Raw genomic sequence first — 24,391 nt, forward strand, 5'->3', positions numbered from 1 at the left:
CGACGGGAGGGGCACGTGCCGTGAGCGGTGAAGGCCGACGGGAAGGGCATTAGGCTCGGGGGTCGTGAGCGCATCCCCAAAGGTTTCCGGGCGCGTGACCGTGCGCGTCCCGGCAAAGGTCAACCTGCAACTGGCCGTCGGACCGCTGCGCGACGACGGTTACCACGACCTGGTGAACGTGTTCCACGCCGTCTCCCTCTTCGACGAGGTCACCGCGACCGAGCCCGGCACGCCCGGAACGTTCACCGTCCGGATCGAGGGCGAGTCCGCCGATCACGTGCCCGCCGACGGCACCAACCTCGCCGTCCGCGCCGCCGAGGCCCTCGCCAAGCACGCCGGGCAGACCGGCCCGGCCGGACACCCGTACGGCGCGGATCTGCTGATCCGCAAGGCGATCCCGGTCGCGGGCGGCATGGCCGGCGGCAGCGCCGACGCGGCGGCTGCCCTCGTCGCCTGCGACGCGCTCTGGGGCCTCGGGCTGTCCCGCGCGGACCTCATGGAGATCGGCGCCGGCATCGGCAGCGACGTGCCGTTCGCCCTCCTCGGCGGCACAGCCGTCGGCACCGGCCGCGGTGAGCGGCTGACCCCGGTCCCGGCCACCGGCGCCTTCCACTGGGTGTTCGCCCTCGCCGACGGCGGCCTGTCCACCCCCCAGGTGTACGGCGAGTGCGACCGCCTGCGCGCCGACGCGGGCGAGGAGGTCGCCTGGCCGTCCGCGAGCGAGCCCCTGATGGCCGCCCTACGCGACGGCGACGCCCCGGCGCTCGGCGCCGCCCTCGCCAACGATCTGCAACCCGCCGCGCTCGCGCTGCGCCCCTCGCTGGCGCGGACGCTCGACGCGGGCCGGGACGCCGGGGCCCTCGGCGCGATCGTCTCCGGCTCCGGCCCCACGTGCGCCTTCCTGGCCGCGTCCGCCGACCATGCCCGCGAGCTGTCCGCCGCGCTGGCCGCTACGGGCGTCTGCCGTACCGCCGTCACGGCCCAGGGCCCCGTCCCCGGCGCCGAGATCGTCCAGTATGAGGAATAGCGAGCTCAATATCGGCGACGCGTCCTCGCTCCCGCCCGCTCCGCTCAGGCGTACTCCACCCTTTACAGGTGTCGGTAGGCTGGGCAGGCGATGAATCTGGTCAACCTTGAATCCGTGTCCCACGCCTTCGGGCCCAAGCCGTTGCTTACCGGCGTCTCCCTCGGGGTCGAGCAGGGCGACCGGATCGGCGTCGTCGGGCGCAACGGCGGCGGCAAGTCCACGCTGATCTCGATCATCGCCGGAGAGCTGAAACCCGACAGCGGGCGCGTCACACACAACCGCGGCCTGCGGGTCGGCCTCCTGTCCCAGCGAGACGACTTCGACCCCGCGACCGCCGTACGCGACCTGGTGCTGTCGGGCCGGGCCGAGCACGAGTGGGCCGGCGACGCGACGATCAGGGAGATCCTCGCCAACCTGATCGGCGACATCGACCTGTCCGCCCAGGCGGGCGCGCTGTCCGGTGGCGAGCGGCGGCGCACCGCGCTCGCCAGGCTGCTCATCGACGAGCACGACCTGATCATCCTCGACGAGCCGACGAACCACCTGGACATCGAGGCCATCGCCTGGCTCGCCGAGCACCTCGCGCAGCGCAAGACCGCCCTGCTCGTGGTCACCCACGACCGGTGGTTCCTCGACGCGGTCTCCACCCGGACGTGGGAGGTCGTGGACTCCTCCGTCGAGCGCTACGAAGGCGGGTACGCCGCGTACGTCCTGGCCAAGGCCGAGCGGGCGCGCATCGCCCAGGTCGCCGAGGAACGCCGGCAGAACCTCATGCGCAAGGAGATCGCCTGGCTGCGGCGCGGGCCACCCGCCCGGACCTCCAAGCCCAAGTTCCGCATCAACGCCGCCGAGGCGCTGATCGCCAACGAGCCGCCGGCCCGGGAGACCGTGGAGCTGCTGAAGTTCGCCTCCGCGCGGCTCGGGAAGACGGTCTACGACCTGGAGGACGTGACCCTGCACGCCGGAGGACCCGGCGCCGGCCCGGTCGTGCTCGACCACGCCACCTTCCAGTTCGGTCCCGGCGACCGGATCGGCCTGATCGGCGTCAACGGCTCGGGCAAGTCGTCGGTGCTCCGCCTGCTGTCCGGCACCGTCGCGCCCGACTCCGGTCGTGTGGTGCGCGGCAGGACGGTACGGCTCGCGCACCTCTCCCAGGAGCTGGCCGAGCTCGACCCGTCCCGGCGGGTGCTGGAGACGATCGAAGAGGTCCGCAAGTACATCCAGGTCGGCAAGAAGGAGTGGTCGGCCTCCCAGCTCCTGGAGCGTCTCGGCTTCAAGGGCGAGGCCCAGTGGAAGGTCATCGGCGATCTGTCCGGTGGCGAGCGCCGCCGGCTCCAGCTGCTGCGGCTGATCATGGACGAGCCAAACGTGCTGCTCCTCGACGAGCCGACCAACGACCTCGACATCGAGACGCTCACCGAGCTGGAGGATCTGCTCGACGGGTGGCCGGGCACGCTGGTCGTGGTCAGCCACGACCGCTACTTCCTGGAAAGGGTGTCCGACCGCTGCGTCGCTCTCCTCGGTGACGGCAGGCTCTCCATGCTGCCCGGCGGCGTCGACGAGTACCTGTCGCGCCGCGCGGCCGGTGGCGCCCTGTCCGCCCGGGCCGCATCCGCCGGTGCGGCCTCCGCCGCCGACGGCCGGGCCGTACCGTCCGGGCAGAGCGGCTCGAACGGGCAGGCCACGCAACCGGGACGGCCTGAGACGGGGACGGAGGCGGGGCAGGGCGCACCGAGCGGCCTGTCGGCCAAGGAGCAGCGGGAGCTGCAGAAGGAGCTGAGCCGGCTGGAGCGGCAGCTCGACCGGCTGGGGGAGCGCGAGGCGAAGCTGCACGCGCAGATGGCCGACGCCGCCAGTGACTTCGAACGTCTCGGCACGCTGGACGCCGAGCTCCGCGAGGTCACCGCACAGAAGGAGTCGATCGAGGTCGAATGGCTCGACCTCGCCGCCCGCCTCGACGCCTGACAGGATGCAGCCCGGGATTGACAGGGGCGCAGCCCAAGGTGAGGGCAGCTCCGCTCACTCGCCCAAACCACGAAGGCCGCGGATCGTCCGTTGTGCACGTGCCGCGGCTCCGGGGACGCGAAAAAGGGACCCGGCTGGATGCCGGGCCCCTTCTCCGTCGCGGATGGGGCTGAGTGTTACCTCAGCTCAGATCGCTGATCGGTGATCAGACGATCTTGCCGGACCAGAGGCCGGCCGCGGCCTTGTAGACGCCGTACAGCTCACCGTCGAAGTACGGGGAGACGCTGGTGTCGATGCGGCCGTTCTTGTCGACGTCGGCCAGGCCGATGGTGACACCGTTCAGGTAGCCGATACGACGGTTGCTCTGGTAGTTGAGCAGCCAGGAGGAGCCGATCGAGCCCTCACCGGTGAAGGGGGACTTGACGCCCACGAGCTCCTCGGCCTTGATCTCCTTGGCGGAGGCGGCGAAGGTCTTGCCGTAGCTCCACTTGAGCGTGTGGCCGGTGAAGGCGTAGTTGCCGTCGGGGTGCGAGCCGCTCGGGTAGCCGAACACGAAGACCGGCTTGCCGATCTTCTGGTTGTAGGCCAGGCCCTGCCCGCCGACGTTGTCGCCGAGGCGACCGACGTCCTTCAGTCCGACCGACACACGCTTGCCGACGACCTGGTACCCACGGATGTAGGTCGCGGAGAAGGTGCGCTTGTAGTACGTGTACTCCCTGCCCTCACCGTGGTGGCCGCCGCCGTGGTGGCCGCCGCCGTAGCCGCCGCCGTGCTCCTTGCCGTCCTTGCCACCCTTGTCGTCCTTGGAGGGCTTGCTGTCGGTCGGCGTGGTGCTGCCGGGCGTGCTGCCCGTCGGCGTGGTGCCGGCCGGGTCGGACGACGTGCTGTCCGTCGGCGTGGTGCCGGCCGGCTCGGACGGCGTGCTCTCGGTCGGCGTGTCGCTGGCGGGCTTCGGCTTGCGCCAGTACAGGGTCTTCCCGTCCAGGCTGACGTAGGCGTCCTTGTCGAGCTTGTAGTCGCCCTTGTCGATCGCCACCGGGTCGCTGGCGCTGGTGCCCTTGGCCCAGGGGCCGTTGCCGGTGAGGTTCTTGCCCTTGTTCAGGCTCTCGAACTCGGACACCGTGATGGCACCGGTCTGCGCGCCGGGGGTGCCTTCCTCGACCGGCCGCTTAACCTCGATGATCTTGAGGTCCGACCAGTCCGTGTTGCGCTCGAGCTTCCGCTTGGCCCACTCGGCCTCCCTGCGGGTCTCGTAGACCTTCGACTCGTAGGTGCGGTCGGACGTCACAGGCGCGGGCAGCACGCCGTTGTAGACGGTGACGAAGGCGTAGTCGCGGTCGCCGTCCTCGTAGACGTCGTAGTCGTAGTGGGTGAAGGCCTGCTTACCCACGTAGATGCCCCACGGGGTCCTGCCCTTGTAGTAGCCGGGGACGAAGACCCACTTGTCGAGGGTGGTCTTGTTCGACCCGGTGTCGTAGACGCAGTGACCGGCCGTGGCGACCAGGTTGCGGTAGCCCGACTGCACGGAGGTGGCGGTGCACCAGTGCGGCTCGTTGTCGGCGCCGATGAAGAACACCTTGCCCGTGGTCTTGGGCAGGTTGACGTTCTTGGACCTGGCGGTCGACTTCTTCTCGTCGCCGATGGCGGGAACGAGGCCGGGCTTCGTGTCAGTCGCCGGACCGCCGGTCGACACGTGCTTGGCGACGACCTTGGTCTCCACGCCGTACGGCGTCGCGTTGAGGAAGTAGGCCTTGGCCTCGCCGTACCAGAACGCGGCCACCTCCTGGGCGGCCAGGTCGGTGTTGGCCATGTTGACGGAGGGGACGGAGTCCCGGGGGGCGGCGTTGGCCGGGGCGGTGACAACGGCGGAGGCCAGCAGGCCCGCAGCGGCGCCACCAACCGCAAGAATTCGCTTCAAGGGATACTCCTTGGTCTGTCGTGGGACGTCTTCTGCATCCCATACGTCAGTAAAGGCTTGGTAATGACGCTACCTAAGGGGTTGCTGTGAGGGAAGCTGAATGAAAGGGCGCGAGTCAATGGAACCGATAGCGGCGGTTGTGACGTCCTAGATATCCGACGTGTCATTCGGCCTTGTTTTTCCTGATCAAGACATGAGTCGCCGGCCGGCCGGTATGCCCACGTGGCGGACCGGTCCAACGGTTCGATGTGAGATGAATCACAGTTTGAACGAGATGCCCTGGGTCCGAGATCATCTCGCATGAGCGATTCGTCGGTTTTAATCGGATATGCGATGAAATCCGATGGAAAGTTGGCCAGAATGCCGCGCAGGGTCGGTTTGCACTGCGGTTCTGCCCGCTGAGCGCCTGGCCGTACGGTCCAGTTGGCGCCGTGCGCCGCAGGGTGGGCACCTCGGGCCGTACGCCGCACGATCCCCGCTGGGCGTTCGCTCTCGCGCTTCACGCCCGCCATCCCGGGCATCTGCGTCTATGTATATGGCGCGGGGCCTTCGATGTGAGATCCGCGCTTTGGCCGGGTTTTGTCCGCTCCGTGCTCTTCCACGGCTCTTGCTGACGCCCGCTCCAATTCAGGGTTCGTCCGCCGGCGCGATATCTCTATATATCGCGTGGGGTGCGTCACTGCGGCCCTGCTCGCACCGGACTGCTCCGGTTTCCGCCTCGCGTCGGCTGTTCCCATGGAATTTCGGTCTAATCGGCACATTGCCCACCAATAACCGCGTTTCTATAGAGAAGCCACCATTACGGCTATAGCGCCCCATTTTGCGGGCGCTGGTTAAGCGAGGGCCTCGGTCGCGTGGCCGGTCGCGTCGCGCTAGGGAGTGCCAGACACGACCTAACGGGTGGAAACGCGAAGAAGGGACCCGGCTGGATGCCGGATCCCTTCTCCGTCGCGGATGGGCTGAGTGTTACCTCAGCTCAGATCGCTGATCGGTGATCAGACGATCTTGCCGGACCAGAGGCCCTTGGCCGCGGAGTAGACGCCGAACAGCTCACCGTCGAAGTACGGCGAGTAGCTGGTGTCGTAACGGTTGTTGCCGTCGGTGTCGGAGACGCCGATGGTCACACCGTTCAGGTAGCCCAGACGACGGTTGTTGTTGTAGTTCACCAGCCAGGAGGAGCCGAGGGCGCCCTCACCGGTGAACGACGACTTGGTGCCGACGAGCTCCTCGCCCTTGATGGCCGGGGCCTGGACCGCGAAGGTCTTGCCGTAGGTCCACTTGAGCGTGTGGCCGGTGAAGGCGTAGTTGCCGTCGGGGTGCGACCCGCTCGGGTAACCGAACACGAAGACCGGCTTGCCGACCTTCTGGTTGTAGGCCAGACCCTGACCACCGACGTTGTCACCGAGGCGACCGACGTCCTTGAGGCCGATGGAGACCATGACCTTGGCGGTCACCTTGTAGTCAACGTCGTAGTTGATCCAGAAGGTGCGCTTGGTGTAGACCTTGCCGCGCTTCAGGAAGAGGGTCTTCTGGTCGGCGTCCCACGCCCAGCCGTTCTCGGCGACGCTCGGGTCCTTGTCGGAGCTGGCGTCGTAGCCGACGTAGAAGGCGGCCCTGTCGATGTCCACCGAGTCGAAGCCGGTGTCGGCCTTGAAGTCCGTCGGCTTCGCGTCGCCGAGCTTGGCGTCCGCGACACCGCTGTTGGCGATGATCGTGGCGCGGTTGACGGCGGTCTTCTCGACCTCGGAGCCGACCGGGTCGGCGCCGATCTTGCCGGTGACGACCCGCTCGATCTTGGCGTCGCGGTAGTAACCGGTGGTCTTGTCCTTCAGCTTGGCCTCGGCCTCGGCCTTGGTCTTGAAGGTCTCCTCGTAGTCCTTCTTGGCCGAGGTGCCCTCGACCGTGGGCAGGACGCCGTTGTAGACGGTCACGAACGCGTAGTCGCGGTCGGCGTCCTCGTAGACGTCGAAGTCGTAGTGGGTGAAGGCCTGCTTACCCACGTAGATGCCCCACGGGGCCTTGGCCTTGTAGTAGCCGGGGATGAAGACCCACTTGTCGAGGGTGTGGGCGTTCTTGCCGGTGTCGTACACGCAGTGGCCGGCCGTGGCGACCAGGTTGCGGTAGCCCGACTGCACGGAGGTGGCGGAGCACCAGTGCGGCTTGTCGTCGGCGCCGATGAAGAACACCTTGCCCGTGGTCTTGGGCAGGTTGACGTTCTTCGACTTGCCGGTCGTCTTCTTCTCGTCGCCGATCGCGGGAACGACGCCGGGCTTGCTGTCCGGAGCCGGGCCGCCCTTGGAGACGAGCTTGGCGGTGACCGGCTTGGTCTCCACGGCGTACGGCGTGGCGCCGATCAGGTTGGCGGCGCGCTCGCCGTACCAGAACTTGGCGATCTGCTGAGCGGCCATGTTGCTCTTGGCCAGCGGGTCGGCGGCGACGTCAGGGGCGGCCTGGGCCGGAGCGGCCAGACCAGCGGCCAGGAGGCCGGCGGTGGCGACGAGGCCACCAAAAGCCAGAGTGCGCTTCATGGGGGAACTCCTTGGTCTGTCGTGAGACGTCAATTTGCGTCCCATCCGTCAGTAAAGGGATGACGAGGACATTACCGAAGGGGTTGCTGTGGGGGAAGTCGTAAGAAAACCCGCGAAACGGTGGAACCGGATGGGCGGCTGGGTCCGTCAGAGGTGAAAGGAGCGGTATTTCCGCTGATCAACTTGTCGTTTCTCCGGTCTCCGATGCCCGGGCGAGGGCTGGCCGACCCGTCTGCCGTGTGAGCTAAATCACATTTTCATCGGGACAAATCGACATCATTTACCGCATGACAAATGGGCGATTCGTCCACTTTGTCCTAATAAATGACGATTTAAAAGACGCGCAAATCTAGTGAGATCCGCCATTTGAGGCGTCGAACGGGGCGAGCAGGGTGTGGAGCAGTGCGGCGAGCGTCCGCTGCTCCCGTTCGCCCAGGCCGGCGAGTAGTTCCCGCTCGCGGCGCAGGAGCCCGGCGAAGGCGGCGTCCACCCGCTCGACTCCCTGGGCGGTCAGGCGGACGAGGACGCCGCGCCGGTCCTCCGGGTCGGGGTGCCGGGTGACCAGTCCGGAGGCGGCCAGCCGGTCGATGCGGTTCGTCATCGTTCCCGACGTGACGAGGGTCGCGCGCAGCAGCGCGCCCGGGCTCAGCTCGTACGGCCGACCGGAGCGCCGCAGCGCGGTGAGCACGTCGAACTCCCATGATTCGAGATCGTGTTCGGCGAAGGCCGCACGTCGCGCGCGATCCAGGTGGCGGCTGAGCCGTGACACTCGGCTGAGCACTTCGAGGGGAGTGACGTCCAGGTCCGGGCGCTCCTGCTGCCAGGCCGCGACGAGGCGATCCACCTCGTCTTCGGTGGCCCTGGAATGCGACATGGTGCCGATTTTAGCTCTCTTGACATCGAGAGACCTAGGTCGTGGACTATCTCGATATCAAGGTTAATTGGAGGATCTTCATGGCTCCCGACATCTGGGATCCTACGGTCTACCGGACGTACACCGACGAGCGAGCCCGGCCCTTCTTCGACCTGATCAGCCGCGTGACCGCCGACAACCCCGAGTACGTCGTCGATCTCGGCTGCGGCACCGGCGAGCTGACCGCCGAACTCGCCAGGCGCTGGCCGGCCGCGACCGTCCACGGCGTCGACTCGTCCGCGGCGATGATCGAGAAGGCTCCTCGCGGAGAGCGTCTCGGCTTCGAGGTCGCCGACATACGAGACTGGCGTCCGCGACGGCCCGTTGACGTCATCGTGTCCAACGCGGTGCTCCAGTGGGTGCCGGAGCACCGTGAGCTGCTCGCCCGCTGGGTGGAGGACCTGTCCTGCGGCGGCTGGCTGGCGTTCCAGGTGCCCGGCAACTTCGACGCGCCCAGCCATGCTCTGATCCGCCGGCTGTGCCGTACGACCTGGCGTGACGAACTGGGCGATCTGGTGCGGGACGCGCCGGTCGGCGAGCCCGTCGACTATCTGGACCTGCTCGCGGGCCTCGGCTGCGTCGTGGACGCCTGGGAGACCACGTACATCCACGTGCTTCCCGGAGATGACGCGGTGCTCGACTGGGTCAGGGGCACCGCACTGCGGCCCATGCTCACCCGGCTCGGCCCGGACCGCCAGGCCGCCTTCCTGGCCGACTGCGCGCGGCTGCTCGGCGAGGCCTACCCGCGCCGCCCGTACGGCACGGCTTTCCCGTTCCGGCGGATCTTCGTCGTCGCGCGGAAGCAGAAGGATGTCGCACAGTAGCGACGGCTCGCACAGCGGCGAGTGCTAGGCATAAGTACGTTGTGCGGAGGCAGGCCGTTCAAGGGGCCGGCGAGAAAGCGGGCGCTGCGCGAGAATCAGGACGGGCTCGTCTTGTCCATCTCGGCACCGGCCTTGCTCGCCCGGCGGGCCTGCCGCTCCAGCGCCTTCTGCTGTTCGCGCTGGGCCTTCTCCTGTTCCTTGAGTTCGCGTTCGCGTGTTTTTTCCTGTTCTTTCACCTCGCGTTCGCGGGCTTTCTCCTGGTCCCGCTGGGCCCTCTGCTGTTCGCGCTGGAGCTTCTCCTGTTCCTTGAGTTCGCGTTCGCGTGCTTTTTCCTGTTCTTTCACCTCGCGATCGCGGGCTTTCTCCTGGTCCCGCTGGGCCCTCTGCTGTTCGCGCTGGGCCTTCTCGTGCTCCTTGAGTTCGCGTTCCCGCGCCTTCTCGTGCTCCTTGAGCTCACGCTCCGTCGGCCGTGCCGTACGGGCGTCCGCGGGCGGGGCCAGCACCAGACCGCGGGTGGCCGCCGTGAGCTGCGGGTTCGGATCCAGACCGGTCAGGCCGTTCCACGAGAGGTTGACCAGATGCGCGGCCACCTCCTCGCGCCGCGGCTTGCGCACATCCAGCCACCACTGGCCGGTCAGCGCCGTCATCCCGACCAGCATCTGCGCGTACATCGGCGCGAGCTTCGGGTCGTAGCCGCGTTCCTTGAACTCGTCGGCCAGCACGTCCTCGACCTGGCTGGCGATGTCGCTGATCAGGCTCGCGAACGTGCCCGTCCCGGACGCGGCGTGCGAGTCACGCACCAGGATGCGGAAGCCCTCGCTGCTCTCCTCGATGTACTGGAGGAGGGCCAGAGCCGCGCGCTCCAGCTTCGCCAGCGCGTGCGATGCCGACAACGCCTGCGTGACCAGGGTCAGCAGCCGCTGCATCTCCCGGTCGATGACGACCGCGTAGATGCCCTCCTTGCCGCCGAAGTGCTCGTAGACGACAGGCTTGGAGACCTTGGCGCTCGCCGCGATCTCCTCGACAGAGGTGCCGTCGAAGCCCTTCTCGGCGAAGAGCGCGCGACCGATCTGAATCAACTGCTCGCGTCGCTCCGCGCCCGTCATACGTCGTCGTGATCGGGAGGAGTCGTTCACACGTCCCATGATGGCCTGTTTGGGTGCGTCGGCGGATTGCGGCGCCGCCGCCGTCTGATCGTTCGGCGGGTCCAGACGCGTGTGCACGGCTGTCGCCGGTGCCCCCGTGGAAGAGAGGGGCACGACGACAGCCGGTCGGCGCCGAGAAGAGGTATCGGCGGGATCACCCAAGTCGCTTCGCCGCCAGTCGTTCGGCGTTGGGCCAGCGCACGTCATGGGCCCAGCCTGCCTTCTCGAACCAGCGGATCAGGCCCGCGCTGAGGTCGATCTGGCCCTTGAGCACCCCGTGCCTGGCGCAGGTCGGGTCGGAGTGGTGCAGGTTGTGCCACGACTCGCCGAACGACGGGATCGCCAGCCACCACACGTTGCGCGACTTGTCGCGGACCTCGAAGGCCTCGTCGCCGAAGACGTGGCAGATCGAGTTGATCGACCAGGTGACGTGGTGGAGCAGGCCGATGCGGATCACGGTGCCCCAGAAGAACGCGGTGACCGCCCCCTGCCAGGACCAGGTGACCAGCCCGCCGAGCAGCGGCGGCAGCAGCATCGACGCGGCGGCGAGCGCGGGGAACCAGCGGTGCAGCTTCATGATGTCCGGGTCCTTGGTCAGGTCCGGAGCGTACTTCTCGCGGTTGGTGCGCTCGGATTCGAACAGCCAGCCCATGTGCGCGTAGAGCAGTCCCTTGGACATGGACTTGAAGCCGGGGCCGAACCGCCACGGCGAGTGCGGGTCGCCCTCCTTGTCGGAGAACTTGTGGTGCTTGCGGTGGGTGGCGACCCAGTCGAGCACGGACATTTCGAGGGAGAGGCTGCCGGCGATCCCCAGGATGAGCTTCATCGGCCGCGTGGCCTTGAACGAGCCGTGCGTGAAGTAGCGGTGGTAGCCCACCGTGACCCCGAGGCCGGACACGATGTAGAAGAGCGCGAAGATCACGACATCGCTCCAGCCCAGACCCCATCCCCAGGCGAACGGCACGGCGGCGATTACGGCGAGGATGGGAGCTCCGACGACGATGCCGAAGGTGATCAGTTCGCCTCTGGATTTCGGCTCCGGCTCGAACTCCGGCTTGGGCTGCCGTGCAGGACGTTCGGTGAGGACAGTCATGGGCTACCTCGCGAAGATGTGGGGAAGATTGTCCGGCTACGGAACCGTAACCTACGCCATCGTAAGTTAGGAATTCCAAAGCGGCGAATGTAGGGAAGCTGACTCATTCCGACCCCATCTCGTGGCGCATCCATGCCTTGTGGAAGTGTCACTCGATCTGCTAAAAGCCTGGTCTCTCGGTGGCCGCGAAACCAGGGTGCCGGGACAACCTTTGTCGCGCGTTGGCCACCCCCTGGCGGTCTCCCCTTCCCGGCGACGGGCTGGCCTTGTGCGCATTGAGTAATTTGATTGCTACGCTAAGTTATTCAAACTAGTGTTCCATGTATGACGAGAACTCCTCAGCAACTCGCCCGTTTTGAGGCGCTCCGCACCGAGGCTGTCGCCCTCCGCGCCGCCGGCAAGTCCCGCTCCCAAATCAAGGACCTCCTCGGCATCGGCAGCAACGCCTTGTTGAGTGAGGTGCTTCAAGGGACGGTTCCGTCGGCCGCGTTGTACCGGCCCAACGCCAAGGACGGTGTCCGTCGGCAGGCTCGGGAACTGCGGGCTCAAGGCCATACCTATCTGGAGATCGCCCAGAAGTTGGGCGTGTCCAAGTCGTCGGTGTCGCTGTGGGTCCGAGATCTTCCTCGTGAGGGCAGGCTGAGTTATGAAGAATCGCGGAAGAGGAACGACGAAGGCAGGCGCCGCTACTGGGAGCGTGAGCGGCCCATTCGAGAGGCTCGGCGGCAGGCCGAGATCGATGCGGCAGCTCGCGAGATCGAAGCGCTGAGCAACCGGGAGATCCTGATGCTGGGGGCGATGGCCTACTGGTGCGAGGGCTCCAAGAACAAGCCGCACTATCGCTACGACCGCGTCGCCTTCATCAACAGCGACCCTGGCCTGATCAAGTTTTATCTGCGATTCCTGCAGGTCGCGGGGGTGAGACAGGAAGATCTCATCTTCCGCGTGATGATCCACGAGACCGCCGATGTCGAGGCCGCTCACGAGTTCTGGAGGGAGGTCTCCGGCGCTGATACGCGGTTGTTCGGGAAGCCGACGCTGAAGCGGCACAACCCCAAGACGGTTCGCCACAATGTGGGCGACGACTATCACGGCTGCCTCCGCGTAGACGTGCGGAAATCGGCCCCGCTCTACCGGCAGATCGAGGGGTGGATGAAAGGCATGGTCGAGGAGGCGATGCGCGGGGCTTCACATGATCGGGAGACGTGCCTGGTTTCTCGATCGGCGCACGACCGCCTTCGCCGGTAAGGTAGAGGACGACTGGTGTCGGCAGATCCCTGATTTGTCCGATTTGAGCCAGTCTTTCCGGCGTAGGGTAATTGGCAGCCCCCGGCACTTTGGATGCCGTATGTCCTGGTTCGAGTCCAGGCGCCGGAACTGTTCGGGTTCGAAGCCTGGTCGGGTGGTGAGACCGGCCGGGCTTCGCCGTTGTACGGCCCCTATCAGCGGTGTCGTGCCGTGGCGGGCTGGGGTGTGACCTGGCGGCGGTCGTCGACCGTGCGTCGCCCGCCCGCGGATTTCCGCCGGCTTCTTCGACCGATCAAGCACCCCGCGCGGCTCATCTTCCGGAGTGCACCAGATGGCGGGTTCGTGTGGAGCCGCGCGGCCTTCCGGGCCGCGGAAGATGGTGCGCCACGGTCACATTGCGTGACCTCCTGGTGAGGGTGGCGTTCCAGGTGGGGGCTGGATTCCGCCTCGGGGGCGGCAGGTAAGCTCACCTTGTCGAGTGGGTGACCGTGCGACGCCTTGGCGGTAGCCGTACGTGATCCTCAAGCTGAACCGTTTCAATCGCGGATCCGAGGGAGCCCCCGCAAGTGAGTGTGCCGCGCCCTGCCGCCGTCATCGTCCTCGCCGCAGGCGAGGGCACCCGGATGAAGTCGAGAACCCCCAAAGTCCTTCATGAGCTCTGCGGTCGCGCCCTGGTCGATCACATGCTCGGCGCGGCGCGCGGGCTGGAGCCCGAGCGGCTGATCGTCGTGATCGGCCACGCCCGCGAGCAGCTCGAGGCCCATCTGGCCGAGAGCGCGCCGGACGCGCGGATCGTCGTCCAGACCCGGCAGAGCGGTACCGGCCATGCCGTGCGCACCGCCCTCGAGGCGGTCGGCACGATCAACGGCACGGTCCTCGTCACGTACGGCGACACGCCGCTGCTGCGCGCTGAGACGTTGCGCGCCTTGGTGGAGCGGCACGCCGAGGACGGCAACGCCGTGACCGTGCTGACCGCGGTGGTGCCCGACCCGACGGGGTACGGCCGGATCATCCGGGACGACGGCGGAGCCGTCCTGGAGATCGTCGAGGAGAAGGACGCCACGCCCGAGCAGCGGGCGATCGCCGAGATGAACTCGGGCGTCTACGCGTTCGACGGGCTGTTGCTCGCGGACGCGGTCAAGCGGGTGGGGGCGGCCAACGCCCAGGGCGAGGAGTACCTCACCGACGTGCTGTCCATCCTGCGCGAGGACGGTCACCGCGTGGGCGCGCACGTCGCGGCCGACTACGTCGAGGTCGAAGGCGTCAACGACCGGGTTCAGCTCGCCTTCGCCCGGCAGGTGCTCAACGACCGCATTCTCAAGGCCCACATGCGGGCCGGCGTCACGATCATCGACCCGTCCAGCACGTGGATCGACGCCGGGGTGGTCCTGGAACCCGACGTCGTGATCCACCCGGGCACGCAGCTTCACGGCGCGACGAAGGTGGCGAGCGGCGCGAGCGTCGGCCCTGCGTCCACGCTGACCGACACCGTGGTGGGCGAAGACGCCGTGGTGCGCAACGCGGTCTGCGAAGGAGCCGAGATCTGCGCGGAGGCGTCCGTCGGCCCGTACGCCTACCTGCGCTCCGGCACCCGTCTCGGTCGCAAGGGGAGGATCGGGGCGTACGTCGAGACCAAGAACGCCTCGATCGGCGAGGGTTCCAAGGTGCCGCATCTGACCTATGTCGGGGACGCGACCATCGGGATCGGCTCCAACATCGGCGCGGCCTGCGTCTTCGCGAACTACGACGGCGTCGACAAGCACCACACGGTCGTGGGCGACCACGTCAAGATCGGCAGCGACAACATGCTGGTCGCTCCGGTGCGGGTGGGTGACGGCGCATACACGGCGGCCGGCTCGGTGATCACCAATGATGTTCCGCCAGGGGCGATGGCGGTGGCCCGGGGCAGGCAGCGCAACATTGAAGGGTGGGTCACGCGCCGTCGTGCCGGGACCTCCTCGGCCGAGGCCGCCCGGCTCGCTCTGGCGGCTCAGGAAGAGGCCGCCCAGGAATAGCGACCACATACAGCGGCGCGAGGCCGTACGCAGTCAGCAAGGAGAGATCGAGGCGCGGGAGACCGCGTAACTTCCCGAGGGGAAACAGCCGCCGTGGGCGTGCACAGCGAGCGAGCAAGGGGGCACAGCGAGGTGCCGCGGGTAGGGATGACGAGTTGCCGGATGAGGGCCGCGTGTTCGGCGAGGAGTGCGTCGTGAGTGGAATCAAGGCGGCGGGCGAGCGGAACCTGATGTTCTTCTCGGGTCGGGCGTTCCCCGAGCTGGCCGAGGAGGTGGCGTCGAATCTCGGCGTGGAGATCACTCCGACGACTCTGCGTGACTTCGCGAACGGCGAGATCTACGTGCGCTACCTGGAGTCCGTCCGGGGCTGCGACGCGTTCGTGATGCAGTGCCACACCGCCCCGATCAACAAGTGGATCATGGAGCAGCTGATCATGGTCGACGCCCTCAAGCGGGCCTCGGCCAAGCGGATCACCGTGATCATGCCGTTCTTCGGGTACGCCCGGCAGGACAAGAAGGGCCGCGGCCGCGAGCCGATCACGGCCCGGCTGATGGCCGACCTGTTCAAGCAGGCGGGCGCCGACCGGCTGATGTCGATCGATCTGCACACCTCGCAGATCCAGGGCTTCTTTGACGGTCCGGTGGACCACCTGTTCGCGTCGCCGGTGCTGATCGACTACCTCCGGGACAAGCTCGACCCGGCGACCACGACGATCGTCTCGCCCGACACCGGCCGGGTACGCCTGGCCGAGCGGTGGTCGGACGCGCTGGGCACCCAGGTGGCGTTCATCCACAAGCGGCGGGACCTGGACGTGGCGAACCAGGTCAAGGTGCACGAGGTGGTCGGCCGGGTCAAGGGTCGCACCTGCGTGCTCATCGACGACATGATCGACACGGGCGGCTCGATCTGCAAGGCGGCCGACGCGCTGTACGAGCACGGCGCGACCGACGTGATCGTCGCGGCGACGCACGCGGTGTTCTCCGACCCGGCGGTGGACCGGCTGAAGAACTCGCGGATCTCCGAGGTGGTCGTCACGAACACGCTGCCGCTGGCGGAGGACAAGCGGTTCGACAGCCTGACCGTGCTGTCGATCGCGCCGCTGATCGCCCGGGCCATCGAGCAGGTCTTCACCGACGGTTCGGTGACCAGCCTCTTCGAGGGCGAAAGCTGATCGCTAGGGACCTGCGGGCCCTCGCCACGTGGAGTGTCGGGGGCCCTGGTTCGGGTAGGCTGCTCAAGTTGCGCTCGTAACGCCTTCCGCTAGGGCGGGTGAGGGGGAGCGCGCCATCCATCGACGATCATCCCTAGGAGATGTGCCGTGTCTGAGGTTCGCATCGCCGCTGAGCTCCGTTCGGAGTTCGGCAAGGGCGCCGCTCGCAAGATCCGCCGCGCCAACAAGGTTCCCGCCGTCCTGTACGGCCACGGCACCGACCCGCGCCACCTGACGCTGCCGGGCCACGCGCTCCTGCTGGCGCTGCGCACGGCCAACGTGCTGATCCACGTGCAGGGCGACGGCGTCGACGAGCTGGCGCTGCCCAAGGGCGTCCAGCGTGACCCGATCAGGGGCTTCGTCGAGCACGTCGACCTGCTGCTGGTCAAGCGCGGCGAGAAGGTCACCGTCGAGATCCCGATCACGGTCACCGGCGAGGTGATCGGCGGGGCCCTCGTCGACCAGCAGCTCGTCACGCTCGCTGTGGAGGCCGAGGCGACCAACATCCCGTCCGGCGTCGAGGTCGACGTCGACGGCAAGGACGTCGGTTTCGTCGTGAACGCGGGTGACCTGGAGCTGCCGGCCGGCGCGACCCTCGTGGACGCCTCGGACGCGCTGGTGCTGCACGTCGTCCCGGTCCAGGCGGCGGAGCTGCCGGCCGAGGGCGAGGAGGCCGCCGAGGGCGAGGCTCCCGCCGAGGCCGCCGAGTAGGAAACGTTTCGCGAGAGAGGGTCCTCCACAGGATGTCCTGTGGAGGACTTCTCCATATGAGGAGACGGTGATGGAGGATCAGCGCTGGCTGGTGGTCGGTCTGGGCAACCCCGGGCCGGAGTACGCCGGGAACCGGCACAACGCGGGTTTCATGGTGCTGGATGAGCTGGCGGCGCGGGTCGGCGGCCGGTTCAAGGTGCACAGGTCGCGGGCGGAGATCGTCGAGGGGCGGCTGGCCGGCGCTCCGGCGGTGTTGGCGAAGCCGCTGTCGTTCATGAACCTGTCCGGCGGCCCGGTGAAGGCGCTCGCGGACTTCTACAAGGTGGCCCCGGCGAACGTCGTCGTGATCCATGACGAGCTGGACATCCCGTACGGCGCCCTGCGGGCGAAGCTGGGCGGCGGCGACAACGGGCACAACGGCCTGAAGTCGATCACGAAGTCCCTGGCGACGCGGGATTACCTGCGGATCAGGTTCGGGATCGGCCGGCCGCCCGGCCGGATGGACGCGGCGGCCTTCGTGCTGAAGGACTTCGCCACCGTGGAGCGCAAGGACCTGCCGTTCCTGGTGGACCGGGCGGCGGACATGGTGGAGTCGCTGATCAGGGCGGGGCTGGAGGCCACGCAGAACGCGTTTCACGCGGCCGATCTGAGCCCCGTCAAGCCTCCTCGTTGACGGTCTCCGCGATGGCGGGGTGGTCGCCGCTCCGCCAGAGCATGAGGTTCTGGAAGAGCTCGGCCTGCTCGATGGCGTCGTCGAGGGCGTGGTGGGTGTGCCGGCGGGTGGATTTCACCTCGCGTGGCATCTGCCGTTTCGTGGACCAGGCCACGGGGACGCCGGCCTTCGCCGCGTAGAGCGTTTTTATATCGATGCACCGGGAATGTCCGAACGGAGATTGTCCGGTGAAGTTCATGAAATACCAGTAAATCCACATCCAGTCGTAGGAAAGCGGGAAAGCGGCCAGGACGGGCAGCGTTTCCCCGCAGACCTCGCCAACCCAGGCCGCGGCGGCGCGCATGGCCTCGGCCGGGTGCCGCCCCTCCCTGAGTAGCACGTCGCGGTCGAGGCCGCTGACCGCGAGGGCGGCGGGCACGTAGTCGTCACTGATCGGGCGCAGCTCGGCGTAGAAGGTCGCCGACGCCGGATCGCGTTTCTCGAACGTCCTCCCCTCCATCCGCCCGGCGACCGCCATGCCGAAACTCACCATGGAATAAGGGCCGGGAATGGGCCCGTCTGCTTCGATGTCGACGGATATGTACGTTTCGGCTTTCACGGATTCTCCTCAAGCGTGGCCATACGGCCGCTAGCATTCCGTCACTGTCGGTATGCGTTCGATGACAAATCGGCATAGGCGGGGAGGCGGGACGTGCAGGAGGGCGAGCTGGCGGCGGCGGCCGTGGGCGTGCCGGGGGGAGTGTCCGCGTCACCCGTCGCCCGGCCGCCGAGATGGGCCTCGCGGTACCGGTTCCACGCGGCCGTCGTCGACATCGCCTGCGCTCTCCTCGCTGGGACCGCCGCGGTCGCGGCCCGGTTCGGTGAGGTTACTCCGTACGTCGCCCCCTATGTCGTGCTGAGCGCGACGCTGCCGCTCCTGTGGGTGTGCTCGGTGGGGATCAACCGGGCGTACGAGCCGCGCCTGATCGGGGTGGGCTCGGAGGAGTTCCGGCGGATCGCGCAGTCCGGCTTCACGCTGACCGCCGCCGTCGCGATCGCCGCCTACGTGACGAAGACCGATGTGGCCCGCGGTTACGTGGTGCTCGCCCTCCCGGTGATGACGGTGCTCACCCTCTGCGGCAGGTACGGCCTGCGCCGCAGGCTGCACCGGCGCTGGGCGCGGGGCGGCTGCATGCGCAGGGTCGTCGCGGTCGGCCACCGGGCCGCGATCACGGACCTGACGCGGAGGTTCCGGCGCGAGCGCTACCACGGCATGGAGATCGTCGCCGCCTGCCTGCCGTACGACGCGTCGGGAGAGGTGGAGGGCGTGCCGGTGCTCGGCGACTTCACCGATGTCCCTCTGGTGGTCGAGCAGGCGGGGGCGGACACGGTGGCGGTGCTGGCGTGTCCCGAGCTGGACGGCACGGCGCTGCGGCGGCTGGCGTGGCGGCTCGAGCGGAGCCGGACGGACCTGGTCGTCGCGCCCGCGTTGATGGAGGTGGCCGGGCCGCGGACCACGATCCGGCCGGTGGCGGGGCTGCCGTTGCTTCACGTGGAACATCCGGAGCTGGCCGGTATCCGCCAGCTCATCAAGAACGTCTTCGACCGGGTGGTGGCGGGGGTGGCGCTCATCGCGCTGTCCCCGCTGCTCGCCGTCCTGGCGGTGGCCGTACGCGTGTCGAGCCCGGGGCCGGCGCTGTTCCGGCAGACGCGGGTCGGCAAGGACGGCGCGGAGTTCACCATCCTCAAGTTCCGCACGATGTGGCAGGACGCGGAGGCGCGGAAGGTCGATCTCGTCAGCGACGCGGGAGGGGTGCTGTTCAAGATCCGCCAGGATCCGCGGGTCACGCCGATGGGAAGCTGGCTGCGCCGCCGCTCCCTTGACGAGCTGCCCCAATTGATCAACGTTGTGAAGGGGCACATGTCGCTCGTGGGGCCGCGTCCGCCGTTGCCGGAGGAGGTCGCGCGGTACCGTGACGACGTCCGCAGGCGGCTCGTGGTCCGCCCGGGCATGACAGGCCTGTGGCAGGTGAACGGGCGATCGGACCTGTCGTGGGAGGAATCGGTGCGGCTTGACCTGCGTTACGTCGAGAGCTGGTCTCTCATGCTGGATCTGCAGATCCTGTGGAAGACGTGGTCGGCCGTGATACGCGGGGCGGGAGCTTACTGAATGGCGATGCGGGACGACCACACCCTGGCGGGCGAGCTGGCGACGGAGGCGGGCGAGCTGCTGCTGCGGCTCCGCGCCGAGCGCGGTTTCGCCGATCCGAAGGCGTTGAAGGACGCGGGAGACCGCGGGTCGCATGACCAGTTGATGGAGGCGCTCAGGCGGTTCCGGCCGGACGACAGCGTGCTGTCGGAGGAGGCCACGCGCGAGGAGCGGATGGATCCCCGGAGGCTGTCGGCCGAGCGGGTCTGGATCGTCGATCCCCTGGACGGCACCCGCGAGTTCGCCGAGGAGGGCAGGTCCGACTGGGCGGTCCACGTGGCCCTGTGGGAGCGCGGCGCGCTGACGGCGGGCGCCGTGGCGCTGCCGGCCCAGGGCAGGACGCTCACCACCGCCGAGCCGCCGCCGCTGCCCGACGCGCGAGGGCGCCTCCGGATCGCGGTCAGCCGGACCCGCCCGCCGGAGTTCGTGGAGAAGCTGGCACAGGAGCTGGGCGCCGAGCTGGTGCCGATCGGCTCGGCGGGCGCCAAGATCGCCGCGGTGCTGACGGGTGAGGTCGAGGCGTACGTTCACGCGGGTGGCCAGTACGAATGGGATTCCGCGGCTCCGGTCGCCGTGGCGCTCGCGGCGGGCGCTCACGCGAGCAGAATCGACGGCTCGCGGCTCGTGTACAACCAAGCCGACCCGTCACTGCCGGATATCCTGGTCTCCCTACCGGATCTGGCGACAAAGCTACTCGCCGGCATCCGTGACCTGCACCGTTAGCCCGTCGAAGGAATCCCTATGCTTCAGCGCGACTATACGACGTCGCAGCTCGACGTCCTGGAGGCCGAGGCGATCCACATCATGCGTGAGGTCGCGGCGGAGTTCGAGCGCCCCTGTCTGCTGTTCTCCGGTGGTAAGGACTCCATCGTCATGCTCCGCATCGCGGAGAAGGCGTTCTGGCCGGCACCGATCCCGTTTCCCCTGATGCACGTGGACACGGGGCACAACTTCCCCGAGGTCATCGAGTTCCGCGACCGGCGGGCCGTCGAGCTGAACGCCCGGCTCGTGGTGGCCAGCGTGCAGGCCTCGATCGACTCGGGGCGCGTCGCTGAGGAGACCGGGCGGCGCGCTTCGCGTAACCGGCTGCAGACCACGACCCTGCTGGACGCCATCGAGGAGCACGAGTTCGACGCCGTGTTCGGCGGAGCCCGGCGGGACGAGGAGAAGGCCCGGGCCAAGGAGCGGGTCTTCTCCTTCCGTGACGACTTCGGCCAGTGGGATCCGAAGAACCAGCGCCCCGAGCTGTGGAACCTGTACAACTCGAAGATCCGCAAGGGTGAGCACATCCGCGTGTTCCCGCTGTCCAACTGGACCGAGCTGGACATCTGGGACTACATCCGGCGTGAGGGCATCGAGATCCCGTCCATCTACTTCGCGCACACCCGCAGCGTGTTCGAGCGGGACGGCATGCTGCTCCCGGACGACGAAGTGGTGCAGCGCGACGAGGACGAGCCGCTGTTCGAGGCCGTCGTCCGCTACCGCACGGTCGGTGACGTGACGTGCACCGGTGCCGTGGTGTCGAACGCCGTGACGGTCGAGCAGATCATCGAGGAGATCGCGGTGACGCGGCTCACCGAGCGCGGCGCGACGCGTGCCGACGACCGCGCCTCGGAGGCCGCGATGGAGGACCGCAAGAAGGAGGGCTACTTCTAATGGACATCCTTCGTTTCGCCACCGCGGGCTCGGTCGACGACGGCAAGTCCACCCTGATCGGGCGGCTGCTGTTCGACTCCAAAGCCATCTTCGAGGACCAGCTTGAGGCGGTCGAGCGGACGTCGCGCGACCGCGGCACCGAGTACACCGACCTGTCGCTGCTCACCGACGGCCTGCGCGCCGAGCGGGAGCAGGGCATCACGATCGACGTGGCGTACCGCTACTTCGCGACGCCCAAGCGGAAGTTCATCATCGCCGACACCCCGGGGCACATCCAGTACACCCGGAACATGGTCACCGGCGCGTCCACCGCCGACCTGGCGATCATCCTGATCGACGCGCGCAAGGGCGTTCTGGAGCAGTCGAGGCGGCACGCCTTCCTGACCACGCTGCTGCGCGTGCCGCACCTGGTCCTCGCCGTGAACAAGATGGACCTGGTCGACTACGCCGAGGAGCGGTTCGAGGAGATCCGCGAGGAGTTCACCGCGTTCGCGTCGAAGCTGAACGCGGCGGACCTCACGTTCATCCCGATCTCGGCGCTGCACGGCGACAACGTGGTCTCCCGTTCGGAGAACATGCCGTGGTACCACGGAACGTCGCTGCTGCACCACCTGGAGAACGTGCACATCGCCTCCGACCGGAACCTGGTCGACGTGCGCTTCCCCGTGCAGTACGTGATCAGGCCGCACAACGCGACCAGCCAGGAGCTGCACGACTACCGCGGATACGCCGGCCAGGTGGCCGGTGGCGTGCTCAAGCCGGGCGACGAGGTCACGCACCTGCCGTCGGGGTTGAACACGCGGATCGCGGCGATCGACACGTTCGACGGCCCGGTCGAGGAGGCCTTCCCGCCCATGTCGGTCACCCTCCGGCTGGAGGACGACATCGACATCTCGCGAGGCGACCTGATCTGCCGGCCGAACAACCAGCCGAGCGTCGCGCAGGAACTCGACGCGATGGTCTGCTGGATGGCCGACTCGGTGAAGCTCCAGCCCCGGTCCAAGCTGATCATCAAGCACACGACGCGTACGGCACGGGCCTTGGTCAGGGACCTGCAGTACCGGCTGGACGTCAACACGCTGCACCGGGACGAGGCGGCGACGTCGCTGGGTCTGAACGAGATCGGCCGGGTGTCCCTGCGGATCACTCAGCCGTTGTTCGTCGACGACTATTCACGTAACCGGCTCACCGGCGGGTTCATCCTCATCGACGAGGCGACGAACGGCACGGTCGGCGCCGGGATGATCGTCGACGCGAGGTAGATCGTTGGTCGTTCCATGAGCGACTGATTACTTAGCGCGATAAAGTCGTCACGTTTCGCATCCACACGGTGGAGGGCTCGTGACTGACGCTCATCCGGTGATCTTCGTGGGTGGGCTCGGCCGCAGTGGCACCACATTGCTGGAGCGGCTGCTGGGCGAGCTCCCAGGAGTCGTGCCGCTCGGAGAGGTCGTCCATCTCTGGGCGCGCGGCATCCATGCCGACGAGCCGTGCGGATGCGGGGAGGCCTTCTCGCGGTGCCCTTTCTGGGGCAAGGTGGGCAATCTGGCCTTCGGGCGCTGGCAGGCGAGTGAGGCCGACCGCCTGCTCCGCCTGCGCGCCCGGGTGGACCGCACCCGCCGCGTCCCGCTCCTCGCCTTCGGCGGCGCGGGAGGCCCTGGGAGCGGCCGGCGCGCCGCCGACCTCGGCGCGTACGTCTCGACCTACGCCTCCGTCTACGCCGCGGCGGCCGAGGTGGCCGACGGGCACTGGGTGATCGACTCCAGCAAGCACGCCTCCCTGGCGCACTGCCTGGCGGCGGTCGAGGGGACCCGGGAGCGCCTGCGGGTCGTGCATGTCGTCCGCGATCCGAGAGCGGTCGCCGCGTCCTGGCGCAGCGACGTGACCCGGCCGGAGGACGGTCGGCCGATGGCCCGCTGGGCGCCCGGACGGACGGCCGTCCACTGGCTCGTCCAGAACCTCGCCTTCGAGCTGCTGCGCAGGCGGGGCGTGTCCGTGGTCCGGATCCGGTACGAGGATCTGCTGCACAGCCCGGCCGAGACGCTGCGGGAGCTGGCCGCCGAGCTGCGGCTGCCGCGGGCGCGTGACGCGCTGCTGTTCCTGGACGATCAGGAGGCGCTGCTCGGCGTGGCGCACACCGTGTCCGGCAATCCGATGCGGTTCGCCGTCGGGCGGGTGCGATTCAGCGAGCGCCGGCCCCCGCTGCCGCTCGTCCACCGGCTGCTGGTCACCGCGCTCACCTGGCCGCTGCTCCACCGGTACGGCTACCGCGTGGTGCCGCGGCCGGAGGCCCTGTGATGAAGCCGTCCATGGGCATCGTGATCCCCACTCGGGGGGACCGGCCCGAGCTGCTCGCGGCGGCGGTGGCGGGCGCGCTCGATCAGGAGTACGGCCGGCGGATCCAGGTCGTCGTGGTGGTCGACGGCGGCGACGATGTCACCGGACCGGCCGAGCAGATCGCCGACGTGGTGGCGGCGACGCGGGGGAGCGTCCGGGTGATCCCCAACCGGGGCACGCCCGGGCTGCCGGGCGCCCGTAACACCGGCATCGATGAGCTGGACACCGATCTGGTGGCGTTCTGCGACGACGACGACCTGTGGCTGCCCGGCAAGCTCGCCGCCCAGGTGGAGGCGCTGGCCGAGGAGCCGGAGGCCGACTTCGCGAGCTGCTCGATCGAGGTGGAGTACGGCTCCCGCCGGGTGGCCCGGCTGGCCGGGGTCGAGCGGGTGACCCGAGCCGACCTCACCAGGTCGCGGATGGTGATGGTGCACTCCTCGACCTTCCTCTTCCGTACGGCCGCGGCCTACCGCGTTGACGAGAGCGCTCCGGGCGGGCAGAACGAGGACTGGGATCTCGCGCTGCGCGCGGCGGGGCGGCATCCGATCGTGCACGTCGACCGGCCGCTCGTCCGAGTGCGCTGGGGCGGCTCCGGATACGCCACGAGGTGGGCGGACCGGATCGCCGGGCTGGAGTGGATGCTGGCCAGGCACGCCGACCTGGAGACGGACCCGCGCGGCGCCGCCCGGATCTACGGCCAGATGGCGTTCCACCACGCCGCCCTCGGACACCGCAGGGACGCCGGCCGGTGGGCGTGGAAGGCGTTCTCCGCGCACCGTGGCGAGCCGCGCGCCGCCGTGGCGCTCGCGGTCGCCACCGGCCTCGTGTCCGCGCACACGGTGCTCGGCCTGCTGCACACGCGCGGCCGGGGCATCTGATGCGGCCGGGGCAGGCGACGCGGCCAGTGCGGGTGACGCGGCCGGTGCAGGTGACGCGGCC

At 68.4% G+C, this 24,391-nt stretch carries 20 protein-coding genes and 1 tRNA gene; 15 read left to right on the plus strand and 6 right to left on the minus strand.

Annotation, left to right across the window (positions count from 1 at the left end; genetic code table 11):
* Positions 1 to 94: 94 nt before the first annotated feature.
* Positions 95 to 1,027 (plus strand): 4-(cytidine 5'-diphospho)-2-C-methyl-D-erythritol kinase, encoded by a 933-nt coding sequence (locus QSK17_RS08120; RefSeq protein WP_285703901.1) that lies wholly within the window; start codon positions 95 to 97, stop codon positions 1,025 to 1,027.
* A gap of 90 nt (positions 1,028 to 1,117) precedes the next feature.
* Positions 1,118 to 2,992 (plus strand): ABC-F family ATP-binding cassette domain-containing protein, encoded by a 1,875-nt coding sequence (locus QSK17_RS08125; protein WP_285703902.1) that lies wholly within the window; start codon positions 1,118 to 1,120, stop codon positions 2,990 to 2,992.
* Between the two features lie 205 nt (positions 2,993 to 3,197).
* On the opposite strand, the gene QSK17_RS08130 is transcribed toward QSK17_RS08125, so the two are convergent.
* From QSK17_RS08130 to QSK17_RS08140, 3 genes are all read right to left on the minus strand, one after another.
* Complete coding sequence (locus tag QSK17_RS08130; RefSeq protein WP_285703903.1) at positions 3,198 to 4,910, minus strand: trypsin-like serine peptidase; 1,713 nt, start codon at positions 4,908 to 4,910, stop codon at positions 3,198 to 3,200.
* A 995-nt stretch (positions 4,911 to 5,905) separates the two neighbouring features.
* On the minus strand, positions 5,906 to 7,438 hold the full coding sequence (locus QSK17_RS08135; protein ID WP_285703904.1) for a trypsin-like serine peptidase: 1,533 nt from the start codon (positions 7,436 to 7,438) through the stop codon (positions 5,906 to 5,908).
* A gap of 349 nt (positions 7,439 to 7,787) precedes the next feature.
* Complete coding sequence (locus tag QSK17_RS08140; RefSeq protein ID WP_285703905.1) at positions 7,788 to 8,312, minus strand: MarR family winged helix-turn-helix transcriptional regulator; 525 nt, start codon at positions 8,310 to 8,312, stop codon at positions 7,788 to 7,790.
* Positions 8,313 to 8,392: 80 nt separating this feature from the next.
* Here QSK17_RS08140 and QSK17_RS08145 point away from each other — a divergent pair, with 80 nt between their 5' ends.
* The gene (locus QSK17_RS08145; protein WP_285703906.1) at positions 8,393 to 9,175 is read left to right on the plus strand and encodes a trans-aconitate 2-methyltransferase; all 783 of its coding nucleotides are present in this window, start codon (positions 8,393 to 8,395) and stop codon (positions 9,173 to 9,175) included.
* 95 nt (positions 9,176 to 9,270) lie between these two features.
* On the opposite strand, the gene QSK17_RS36395 is transcribed toward QSK17_RS08145, so the two are convergent.
* The gene (locus QSK17_RS36395; protein WP_285703907.1) at positions 9,271 to 10,320 is read right to left on the minus strand and encodes a TetR family transcriptional regulator; all 1,050 of its coding nucleotides are present in this window, start codon (positions 10,318 to 10,320) and stop codon (positions 9,271 to 9,273) included.
* A gap of 154 nt (positions 10,321 to 10,474) precedes the next feature.
* On the minus strand, positions 10,475 to 11,413 hold the full coding sequence (locus QSK17_RS08155) for an acyl-CoA desaturase (protein WP_285703908.1): 939 nt from the start codon (positions 11,411 to 11,413) through the stop codon (positions 10,475 to 10,477).
* 324 nt (positions 11,414 to 11,737) lie between these two features.
* Between QSK17_RS08155 and QSK17_RS08160 the strand changes: the two genes are divergently transcribed.
* From QSK17_RS08160 to pth, 6 genes are all read left to right on the plus strand, one after another.
* Positions 11,738 to 12,661, plus strand: a complete 924-nt coding sequence (locus QSK17_RS08160; protein ID WP_285703909.1) for a helix-turn-helix domain-containing protein — start codon at positions 11,738 to 11,740, stop codon at positions 12,659 to 12,661.
* Between the two features lie 56 nt (positions 12,662 to 12,717).
* A tRNA-Gln gene (locus tag QSK17_RS08165) sits at positions 12,718 to 12,790 on the plus strand.
* A 437-nt stretch (positions 12,791 to 13,227) separates the two neighbouring features.
* A complete protein-coding gene (gene glmU / locus QSK17_RS08170; RefSeq protein WP_285703910.1) occupies positions 13,228 to 14,676 on the plus strand; it encodes a bifunctional UDP-N-acetylglucosamine diphosphorylase/glucosamine-1-phosphate N-acetyltransferase GlmU in 1,449 nt (482 codons plus the stop codon).
* Between the two features lie 194 nt (positions 14,677 to 14,870).
* On the plus strand, positions 14,871 to 15,848 hold the full coding sequence (locus QSK17_RS08175) for a ribose-phosphate diphosphokinase (RefSeq protein WP_285703911.1): 978 nt from the start codon (positions 14,871 to 14,873) through the stop codon (positions 15,846 to 15,848).
* A gap of 147 nt (positions 15,849 to 15,995) precedes the next feature.
* Positions 15,996 to 16,598 (plus strand): 50S ribosomal protein L25/general stress protein Ctc, encoded by a 603-nt coding sequence (locus QSK17_RS08180; RefSeq protein ID WP_285703912.1) that lies wholly within the window; start codon positions 15,996 to 15,998, stop codon positions 16,596 to 16,598.
* Positions 16,599 to 16,668: 70 nt separating this feature from the next.
* Positions 16,669 to 17,271: an aminoacyl-tRNA hydrolase gene (gene pth / locus QSK17_RS08185; protein ID WP_285703913.1), complete on the plus strand. Its 603-nt coding sequence runs from the start codon at positions 16,669 to 16,671 to the stop codon at positions 17,269 to 17,271.
* Here pth and QSK17_RS08190 read toward each other — a convergent pair.
* The gene (locus QSK17_RS08190) at positions 17,255 to 17,869 is read right to left on the minus strand and encodes an exonuclease (RefSeq protein ID WP_285703914.1); all 615 of its coding nucleotides are present in this window, start codon (positions 17,867 to 17,869) and stop codon (positions 17,255 to 17,257) included. The genes pth and QSK17_RS08190 overlap by 17 nt on opposite strands.
* A 93-nt stretch (positions 17,870 to 17,962) precedes the next feature.
* Between QSK17_RS08190 and QSK17_RS08195 the strand changes: the two genes are divergently transcribed.
* The 6 genes from QSK17_RS08195 to QSK17_RS08220 all read left to right on the plus strand — a co-directional run bounded on the left by QSK17_RS08195 (position 17,963) and on the right by QSK17_RS08220 (position 24,330).
* Positions 17,963 to 19,420 carry a sugar transferase gene (locus QSK17_RS08195; RefSeq protein ID WP_502889164.1) on the plus strand — a complete coding sequence of 486 codons (1,458 nt, stop codon included), beginning with the start codon at positions 17,963 to 17,965 and terminating at the stop codon, positions 19,418 to 19,420.
* Positions 19,421 to 20,182 (plus strand): 3'(2'),5'-bisphosphate nucleotidase CysQ, encoded by a 762-nt coding sequence (locus tag QSK17_RS08200; protein ID WP_285703915.1) that lies wholly within the window; start codon positions 19,421 to 19,423, stop codon positions 20,180 to 20,182. It abuts the gene before it with no gap.
* 18 nt (positions 20,183 to 20,200) lie between these two features.
* Entirely contained in the window at positions 20,201 to 21,115 is a 915-nt protein-coding gene (gene cysD / locus QSK17_RS08205; protein WP_285703916.1) for a sulfate adenylyltransferase subunit CysD, read from the plus strand.
* Positions 21,115 to 22,377, plus strand: coding sequence for a sulfate adenylyltransferase subunit CysN (gene cysN / locus QSK17_RS08210; protein WP_285703918.1), 1,263 nt, complete (start codon positions 21,115 to 21,117; stop codon positions 22,375 to 22,377). Before cysD ends, cysN begins: the two co-directional genes overlap by 1 nt.
* Before the next feature lie 79 nt (positions 22,378 to 22,456).
* Complete coding sequence (locus QSK17_RS08215) at positions 22,457 to 23,413, plus strand: sulfotransferase (protein WP_285703919.1); 957 nt, start codon at positions 22,457 to 22,459, stop codon at positions 23,411 to 23,413.
* 11 nt (positions 23,414 to 23,424) lie between these two features.
* Positions 23,425 to 24,330, plus strand: coding sequence for a glycosyltransferase family 2 protein (locus QSK17_RS08220; protein WP_285703920.1), 906 nt, complete (start codon positions 23,425 to 23,427; stop codon positions 24,328 to 24,330).
* Positions 24,331 to 24,391: the final 61 nt, after the last annotated feature.

This window comes from Microtetraspora sp. NBRC 16547 (genome assembly GCF_030268965.1).
In the GTDB taxonomy this organism is placed as follows: Bacteria; Actinomycetota; Actinomycetes; order Streptosporangiales; family Streptosporangiaceae; genus Microtetraspora.